The sequence below is a fragment of the Campylobacter concisus genome (assembly GCF_902460675.1).
GTDB lineage: Bacteria > Campylobacterota > Campylobacteria > Campylobacterales > Campylobacteraceae > Campylobacter_A > Campylobacter_A concisus_AJ.
In genome coordinates, this window is sequence record NZ_CABPUQ010000001.1 from 1,601,160 (window position 1) to 1,610,799 (window position 9,640).

Genomic DNA, 9,640 nt, shown 5'->3' on the forward strand with positions numbered 1-9,640 from the left:
TACACACATTTTACAGGGATGAAAAAATGCCAAATTTTGACGCCATAAGGATCGGCGTTATCAAAAAGATCAAGGGTGAAGCCATCGCCATAAGCAGGGACGGCACTATGAGGGTGCTGCACAAAGGCGATGAAATTTACCTTGGTGATGATATAAAAACGAGCGAAAACTCGAACCTTACCATTGTTTTTGATGACGGCGAAAAGGCTTATGTCGGCTTTAGCTCGGTATTTCACACTATAAATGTCTTTGCCGAGCATAAGGGCGAGCTAGTCATCCCAAAAAATGCAAACATCCTTGAAAATCACAAAGAACACGCAAATGGCGATGATCAAATCTCCCATCAAGAGCCATATTCTCATGGCTCATCACCGCACTATTTCGCCTCAGTGGGTAGTAGTGGCATCAAATTTGAACTAGGGGGCCACTACTCAAATATCTACGACTTCTACACTGGTTTGCGCACTCTTGAAGCTAGGCATGACGAGGTCAAATGGCCAGTTGGCGAGGCTAAAATCGGCGGGGTCTCCTACGCTGGGTTTGGCGGTCAAAACCTAAATTTTACACCTCCAGAGCCAAACATCGTGCTAAATTTTAACCTCACAAGCGATACTGGCGAGAAAAAGGGCTTTCTAGGAGGAGCACAGCTAAACTCACTACCAAAAACTCCTGATGGCAAGAAAATCATCACAAGCATAGGCGTTGATATCCCAGACGTTGCTAAAAATGGCGACATCATCACGATAAAAACAAATATGAAAGGTGGTGGCAAAACTAGCAACTACAAAGTAAATACGATAACAAACGAGCTAATCCCAGTTGATAGCACCGGCACGCCTACTGGAGCGCCTCCTATACCTATCGTAAATGGCAAGGCAGAGATCACTGGGGTTGAAATTTTAAACCATGGCAAAACGACCGTGACAAGCTCATACACCACTGGAGGCAGGACATTTACCGCGCCGCCAACTGCTTATGAGCTAAACGACACGCCAGCCATCTCAAAAGTGACAGCCACGCTTGATCTTGACAAAAATGGCGACGGCGTGATAGATGCGACCGAGCTAGGATATGGCAGTGGCACGCAAACTAGCGGTATGAAATTTATAGTGCCTGACGAGCTTAGCACTGGAGATAAGATCACATTTAAGCTAAATGAACCGGGCAAACCACCAATTGAGAAGAAATTTACACTAGATAAAGAAAATGGCACAGCAACTGACGAGGACGGCAACACCTATACATTTACGACCGATGAAAATGGCGCGGTTAGCTTTAGCGTGCCAAATATCGCAAACATCACGGCAGGAAGCAGCATAGAAACTGGCGTAGTTGATAAATTTGGCAACGTCTCAGCCACAAGTACTACACCAAGCAGCAATGTAAGTGACACCGTCAAAGTGACGCTAACAGCTGATAAAAACGGCGATGGGTTAATAAGTAGCGACGAGATAGGTGACGGCACTTCAAAGGTTGAGATAAATTTACCTCGCACTATAAAGCCAAAAGAGAGCGTCACTATAAACATAGGTGGCTCGCCAAAAGAATTTGTAGTAAGCGACGATGGCACAAGCGTCTATGATAAAAATAACCCAAGCGTAGTAGTGCCAATAGTTAATGGTAAATTTGAAGTGCCAGGCGTAAGCGTGCCAGTGACACCTGGCTCAAGTGTATCTATAAGCACAACGGTTAATGACGAGCATGGCACGCCAAAACCAAATGGCACAAGCAACCAAACCACCCCAAGCGTCGTAGTAGCTCCTCCTGTAAAATCAGCCAAGATAAGCTTTGATAGCGACCTAGGGCATAACAATAGAACTCCAGATGGCAAGATAGATACCTCAGAAAACAGATACAATGATGGCGACCCAACAAAAACTGAGGCGTCTATAAAAATCCCAAGCGTGATAAAAGAAGGCGATAAGATAGCCATCGATGTCACCAACCCAGACGGCAGCAAAACGCACAAGGTCTATACATACACTAATAGCAAGATAATCGCCCCTGATCACAATGAAGTGCCGCTAAATGATGGTAAATTTAAGATCACAGTGCCAATAGAACATGGCAAAACTACAAGCATAACGACGACCATGATGGACAAGGCTGGCAACAAAGGCGAGAGCGACACAAATGAGATAAAATTTAGTGACAGCCCAGTGGCTAAATTTGTCAAAGACGCTGACGGAGATGGGCTCATAGATGACACCACTGGAGCTATAACGACCTCTGATGTAAAGGTCTATCTCCCAAGTAGCGCAGTGCCAAAAGATGAGCTAAAGATAAGCATCCTAAACCCGCTTACCAACAAACAATCAACCGTGAGCTACATCCTAGACGATGATGGCGTGCATATGATAAACAAAAAAGACCCAAGCGATATAAAAGTGATAAGTGACGGCGCTATCACCATACTAGATGTGATAGTAAGTAGCAAGCGTCCGACCTTAGTCGATGCGACCCTTATAAAAGACGACGGGAGTGCGATCTCTGGCACTTCAAGTGGCAGGCTATTTGCCTTTGGCGTGCTTGACTACATAGACGATGTAAAGCTTGTTACAAAGATAGATAATGCTGATATCCACTCTGCAAAATACCTAAACGAAGAGGACTACGAGCATATCATCTCGACAAGCCAGTATGAGTCAAATTCGACACAAAAGATAAACTATAGCATCGCTCTTACAAATGACGAACAGCCATACATTAAATTTGGCATAAATAAGCCTGACACCACAAGTGACGGCAAAGGCTACGTGCTAATCGAGATAAAAGACGAAAATACAAATATAAGTGATAGCTTTATAGCCAAGATCGAAAACAACACCGTCATAGCAGACTTTGAAAAGGTTGGCAAAAAGCTAGATAGAACTCACCACATCATAGACGCCACCTACGTGGGAACTGACGGCGTGCCTCAAAGAGATGATAACCTAACTATCACAGTCGATCTTGACTCAAAGCCTGACAAGCTAATAGAATCTGACTTTGATAATATAAAAAACGGCTCTGGCAACTACGCTATAAATTTTAGCGGTAAAGGCGAAGCTGCAAACAATCCACACGATGAAAAATCAAAAGATGTAGAGGTCATAGACGCTGAGACATCTGAGAAGACGACACTTACACTTGATAGAAATTTAAGCTACTCTGGAAGCTTTAACGTAGCGCAAAACACTGGCAGCAAAAACTACATAGTAGAAAGACTAGATGACGCTGGAAATTTAGCCGTTCAAACCGTGACTATGGTGGCAAACAAAGGCCTTGATGTTGATATGTGGTTTTTTGACTGCACAAATACAGAATTTTGGTCATACGACCCAGCAGTTACAACTGGTCCAAGAGCGGATAATATCTCTCCTGGAGGATATGGATACCACGTAGCAAATCACTACGAGGCATGGACCAAATGGGCAGGAACTGGCGTAAGTGCTACTACTACTTATAATGAGCTTTCTTTTCAAGGAGGCAAAGACTGGAAGCTAAAATCAACAAGACCACACGCAGGCGAGCTAAACACAAACGATATAGCAAAAGTAGGACACTCTCCAGAAGCAAGCGATACCGATCACACTGGGGCGCATTACAACCTAAACAAGACAGGAAACTACGTCCTTGAAGAGGCGGAGCCTATAGGAACTGATCTGATCATGAAAATGAAAGGTTGGATATATATAAAAGAAGATGGCCAATACAACATAGCAGCAAAACACTTTCAAGATATGGTAGATGTAAAAATAGCAGATGAAAGTTTTGGGAAGTGGGCGTATTGGTTTGGCTCAGGAGACAATGGTCCTCACGGAGGCAATCATATTTATAATCTTAAAAAAGGATTTTATAGGATAGAGGTTGATTATGTTGATAGGACGCAAGATACATTTTTAGACATAATGATAAAGAAAAGCTCACAAAACCCTAGCGACTATAAAATAATAGGCTCAGAGGGTAGCGGCACGCACCTTTTTAGTGATAGCTACGTAAAAGCCCTACATGATAAAGGATATGTTAGCGATGAAAAAGATGGTCTTATAGCTGGTAAAAAGGGATATAGAAGTTTAGTAAATCAAGAAAAAGATAGTAGCAAGCCAGCAAAATATTTTGGTGATGATACTGATGATTTTAACAGAGTGATACATCTCAAACACAATAACGATAGCCTTGAAGGTAGCAACCTAAACGATGTATTTATCTACAATGGCAAGAATATAGACGCAAAAGGTGGCGTTGATAAGCTGATATTTGTTGAAGATACAAAACTAGAAAAGGTGAGTAATTTAAATGATAATCTAAAAAGCTTCGAACGCCTGCAGCTAGGCACAGAAAATCAAGCTGTTTCAATATCATTTAACACAAAAAATGTTCTTGACATAATAGACTCTAGAACAACAAAGATAACAGAAGGCGAATACTCAACCCTAACAACCGTATCTGGCACTGAAAGCATAAACACAGTTTTAAAAATACTAGGAGATAGCAACGATATCGTAAAACTAATAAACGATGGCACAAATAAATTTGAATTAGCAACGAACGAAGAGGTGACTTTGCTAAACTGGAAGCACAGCAAAGCCATAGGTGGTAGCTATAATAAAGTAGAAACTGACGGTAACGGACATGTAAGAGAATTCCAACCAGATCCAGCGCATAACCCAGACGTGTGGAAAACATATAAAGATGCAAGTGGCAAGCCGATCATCGACTCCTACGACACTCCAGTAAATCACGTCTACAAAGGCACGTACACTGATGGAACTAGCACAAAAACATTTTTCGTTGAGATAGATAAAAATATCAAGATCACTCACGAGGGAGATGATCAAAACAATACCTTTACCTACGAAGGCAACAAGATAGACGCAAAAGGCGGTGTTGATACGCTCATCTTTACTGAAAATGTCGATCTTAGCAGAGTAGATGATCTAAATGATAAACTAAAAAGCTTTGAAACTTTACAGCTTGGTAGCAAGAGCACTCAGGCAGTCTCGATAGGACTGGATGCCAAAAGCGTGCTTGATATCATAGACTCACAAGTAACAGATGGTGGCTTAAAAAGCGTAAATACCGTGCTAAAGATCAAAGGCGACAATAACGACAAAGTAGCACTAGATGGCAAAGGCACTATCTTCGCGCAAGCTACAGACAGCGAAGTAGCGGCACTAAATTTAAAGCATAGCGCTTTAGGCGATACACACAACCAAGTAGCAGTTGATGGTAGCGGCCACGCTGTAAATCAAGTCTATAAAGGCGTATATGGCAGTGGAGCTAGCGCACAAACATTTTTTATCGAGATAGATAAAGATGTAAGTGTAATAAATTTGGTGCATTAAATTTAACTTTGTCGGGCTAAAATTTATAGTTTTAGATTTAAATTTCTTAAAAACAAAAGCTTCTTGTATATTTTTAAACTTAGTTTAAATATTTAAAATGTATAATCCAATTTCTTTTATCAAGGTGGTTGGATAGCTCAGTCGGTAGAGCAGCAGACTGAAAATCTGCGTGTCGGCAGTTCGATTCTGCCTCTAACCACCATTTAAACTTTCTTTCAAAATCAATCATTTTATTTCTATCAAATATAGTTTTATTAAAAAGCCTAATTTTACACTTATTTTAAATTTACAAGCTCAAATTCAGCCCAAAATTCGCTTCCAGCTCCTGCTTCGCTTTTTACACCTAGCTTTGCGCCGTGAATTTTAGCGATATTTGCAGCGATAGCCAGCCCTAGCCCACTGCCTGTGTTTAGGCTCTTGTTTCTTGAGCTATCGGCTTGATAAAATTTATTCCAGATTAGATCGCTATCTTTTTGCGAGATGCCAGCTCCGTCATCTTTTACAGACAAAAGTGCATGCGTTTTTGTGAGGGCTAAATTTAGCTCAACTTTGGTTGTGGCAAATTTTAGTGCGTTACTTAAAAAGTTATCCACCAGCCTTGATATCATCAGCTCATTGCCTAAAATTTGGATATCTGGCGCTACAACGCAGCTAAATTTTAGCCCTTTTGTGCTTGCTAGCTTTTCATAGTCGCTGGCTAAATTTTGCAAGATAGAGCTTAAATTTATGCGCTTTAGCTCCAAATTTCTGCCAGCTTCTAGCCTTGAGAGCTCCAAAATTTGATCTATCAGCGAGGTTATCTTTCTTGACTGCCTAGAGATGACCTCCAGCGACTCCTTGGCCTCGTCCAAATTTTGCGCATAGCTCGCAGCGTAGTCGCTCTCAGCCATGATGACAGATAGCGGCGTTCGTAGCTCGTGCGAGACGTCTGAAGTGAGCTGTTTTTCGCTTTGATAGACCTTTTCTAGGGAGTCGAGCATCTGGTTAAAAACGCTTGCAAGCGCGTGTAGCTCGTCTTTGCCAGCAGGCAGGTCTATGCGCTTTGAGAAGTCCCGGCTGCTGCCTATCTCAAGCGCAGTTTTTGACATCGTAGCGACTGGTTTCATCGCGTTTTTTATCGTTTTATAGCCGCCGTAAAGCACGAAGAGAAACAAAACCGGCACAAAAACGCCAAGAGCCAGTAAAAATAGCCCCTCTTTTTTAAAAAATTTCTCCGCATTTATCACGCCTCTGACCCAGACCTCTTTGCCTTTAGCTGCGATATCGTAGTAGTAAAAGCGGTTTTCGCCTTCTTCATAAAGACGGACTGCACCGCTGTTCATTTTAAGTGAAATTTGAAAGCGCTTTGGCGCTAGACCACCGATCACATCGCCTTTTGCATTATATTTTATAAAAAATATCCCATCATCGTATGGCTCAAACTCATCCATATCATTGGCGATTTTGGTGACTGATTTGGCTAGCTTTTTTTGGCTAACGTCCTCAAAAACCTCATCCGCCACGACCGCCGAGATGGCAATGAGAGCCGCCACGATAACGATGATAAAAAACGAGTACCAAAGCGTTACGCGCGCCGTTATTGGGATGTTTGCGAGAACTTGCTTAATCCTTAACAACATAGCCAAGCCCTCTTTTAGTCTGGATCGCCTCGCACTCGCCAAGCTTTTTTCTTATGTTTTTTATAAGCACTTCGATGACGTTTGAGCCGCCCGTGTAGTCAAAGTCCCAGACGTGCTCTTTGATCTGGTCGCGAGTTAAAATTCTGCCCTTATTTAGCATCAAAAACTCTAAAATTTCATACTCTTTGCCAGTTAGCTCGATCTGCTCGCCGCTAAATTCGACTGACTTTTTAGAAAGGTCGATCTTTAGCTCGCCTGCGTAAATTTCATTAGCCACGTTACCGCTGTTTCGGCGAATGAGTGTGCGCGCCCTAGCTAGCAGCTCCTTAAAGTCAAATGGCTTGACCAAGTAGTCATCCGCGCCCGCGTCAAGTCCCTTTACAACGTCGTCCACATCGTCTTTTGCCGTTAGTATCAGCACAGGGGTCGCTAGCTTTGCGGCGCGCGATCTTTGCAAAAATGTAAGTCCGTCCATCACTGGCATCATGAGATCAAGCACGATAAGATCGTAGTGCGCGACGGCAGTAAAGTCCATCGCCTCCTCGCCGTTAAACGCGCTATCGACGCTATATCCGTTTTTCTTTAGGTGCCTTGTAATGACGCTATTTAGGTCCATTTCGTCCTCGACGACTAAAATTTTCATCCCTGCCTTACCTGCTTCACTTCGTTTTGCCAGCTATTTTATCAAATTTGGCTTTTTATTTTTAGATTTAAAATTTCGCCACTTGCTGCGCCTATCTTAAAATCATATAAAAAGCCGTTAAATTTAGCCCTTGCGTCATAAAAATACTCCGCTCCAAGCGAGCCAAAACTTTGTTTTTTCGCTAGATAGATCGGAGAAAACTCCACCTCTTCTGGCTTTGTTTTTAGGCGCTCTATGACGATCTCTTTGACTTTTTCTGGCAAGATGTGAGTTAGCCCTTCAAATTTGGCCTGCTCTTCATTTATCTTTGATAGCTCCGCCCTTTGCGCCTCGTCTTTTAGGCAGTTTGAAGCGTTTGATAGCCACACTCCAGCCTTGCCTGCGTAGATGAGCACATCCGCTGCACCTTGAAGCGAAAGCTTAAGCGCATTTTTAAAGAAATTTTGAGCTTTGCAGTTTGAAACAGCTTGGCTTAAATTTTTTGCGCTACTGCTTGCCTCGCTTGAATTTTTATCTAAATTTTCAGGGCTTTGCTCGCTCTCTCCTAAATTTTCGCAACTATTTTTATTAGCACCAGCCTCGGCATTTTCACTTAAATTTTCTCTCGCGCTTTGGCTAAAATTTTCGTTCAAATTTTTCTCTAAACCCTGCTTGCTAACTTTATCGTTTAAATTTTGCTCTAAATTTTCACTCATCTTTTTCACCTTTATAAATTTAACGCCCAAAAAGGGCGCTAGATCACTTTGTATAGTTGCCGATTATCTCGCCTGTTTGAGCGTTTATGATCACTTTTTTCTCACTCCTGTCGCGCTTAAGCTCTACTTTGTATATCCAAGCACCATTTTTATTATCAAGCTCTGCCTCATCAAGGCTCCAGCCAGCCTCGATTGCTTGAGCTTTAGCTACAGCCTCGTCTATGCTAAGAGCAAATTTTGAAAAATCTACCGCTTCGATCGGCAAGATGTGTTTTTTATTTTTATTCTCTACTTTAACGATCTGACCGCTATTAGCATCGATCTTGATCTCTTGTTTGACACCATCTTTAAATGTCTCTATCTTGTAAAAAGTCACGCCCTTTTTGACGTTCATCTCGATGTCTTTGACACTTGAGTCTGGAAAGTTTTTCTCAGCTATATTTAAAGCATCTTTTGATGTGATGGCTGCTTGCAAACCTGTTGCTCCTAAAACTGCTGCTAAAACTGCTGCGCCTAATACCTTTTTCATTTTTGATCCTTTTATTTTTGATTTCCAACTTTCGTTTGGATGAGCGCATTATAAAAGTCTTAAATGAAGCTAGGATGAATGAAGGGAAATTTATTTTAAGACCACTCTACTGACAAAATTTCTAGCTATAAATGTTTTTACCTAGAAATAATCAAAGAAAACTATAAGGCAGCAAAAAAGTTGGTTTAATATTACGGCTTAAGCATTTATCAACTTGTTACATCAAACCAAGCAAACATACAAAGAAGGAGTAATCAGAATTTCTGCTATGATTTTGATTTTAATGCTAGACAATAAAAATCTTCTGCTGTAGCTGAATTTTCATTATTGATCACGAGTAAGATAAATTTATAAAGGATAAAAGATGAAATTTAAAATAATATTACTGGCAAGCTTTCTAATAAGCCTTAATTTATATGGATTTGAACCAATGAACCCTAGTATAGCTACCAAAAAGGCTAGCGATGACTATGGGCAGGTTGATACCATAGTATGGTGCAGTGCAGATTATGGTGTTGACACAATTACTCCTAGCTTTAAATGCTATAACGATAAAGAGAAATATAAATTTAAAGAGTTCTCTTTAGAAGATTTTATATGCCAGTCAAGAAGTACTGCCTTTAGAGATAACTACTTTGCTGATCTTTATAATCTAATAGTGAAAGAAAAACCAAATTTAAAAGACAAAGCTCAAAAGATAGCAAGAGAGAGGATAGCTCAAACTAAAAAAGAGTGTATAAATAAATTTTCAAAAGAGTTTAAACAAAATTGCAAACTAACATTTAGTATATCTGGCGCTATTCTTTGTTCTAGATCATACTACAGAA

The 9,640-nt window shown here is 41.1% G+C and carries 5 protein-coding genes, 1 tRNA gene and 1 pseudogene; 3 read left to right on the forward strand and 4 right to left on the reverse strand.

The genetic code is table 11. The features are described from left to right. Positions 1-26: 26 nt before the first annotated feature. The gene (locus tag F3G88_RS07850; RefSeq protein ID WP_149715821.1) at positions 27-5,327 is read left to right on the forward strand and encodes a hypothetical protein; all 5,301 of its coding nucleotides are present in this window, start codon (positions 27-29) and stop codon (positions 5,325-5,327) included. A 126-nt stretch (positions 5,328-5,453) separates the two neighbouring features. Continuing rightward, a tRNA-Phe gene (locus tag F3G88_RS07855) sits at positions 5,454-5,529 on the forward strand. A gap of 73 nt (positions 5,530-5,602) precedes the next feature. Here F3G88_RS07855 and F3G88_RS07860 read toward each other — a convergent pair. The 4 genes from F3G88_RS07860 to F3G88_RS07875 are packed head-to-tail and all read right to left on the reverse strand — an operon-like array spanning position 5,603 to position 8,813. Further along, complete coding sequence (locus tag F3G88_RS07860; RefSeq protein WP_149715822.1) at positions 5,603-6,946, reverse strand: HAMP domain-containing sensor histidine kinase; 1,344 nt, start codon at positions 6,944-6,946, stop codon at positions 5,603-5,605. Then, a complete protein-coding gene (locus F3G88_RS07865; protein ID WP_149715823.1) occupies positions 6,930-7,589 on the reverse strand; it encodes a response regulator transcription factor in 660 nt (219 codons plus the stop codon). The genes F3G88_RS07860 and F3G88_RS07865 overlap by 17 nt, the downstream gene beginning before the upstream one ends. Positions 7,590-7,630: 41 nt before the next feature. Further along, the gene (locus F3G88_RS07870; RefSeq protein WP_149715824.1) at positions 7,631-8,284 is read right to left on the reverse strand and encodes a hypothetical protein; all 654 of its coding nucleotides are present in this window, start codon (positions 8,282-8,284) and stop codon (positions 7,631-7,633) included. A 43-nt stretch (positions 8,285-8,327) separates the two neighbouring features. Beyond that, on the reverse strand, positions 8,328-8,813 hold the full coding sequence (locus F3G88_RS07875) for a PepSY domain-containing protein (protein ID WP_149715825.1): 486 nt from the start codon (positions 8,811-8,813) through the stop codon (positions 8,328-8,330). A 364-nt stretch (positions 8,814-9,177) separates the two neighbouring features. Here F3G88_RS07875 and F3G88_RS07880 point away from each other — a divergent pair. Further along, positions 9,178-9,640: pseudogene (locus F3G88_RS07880) on the forward strand (hypothetical protein); the annotation flags it as partial.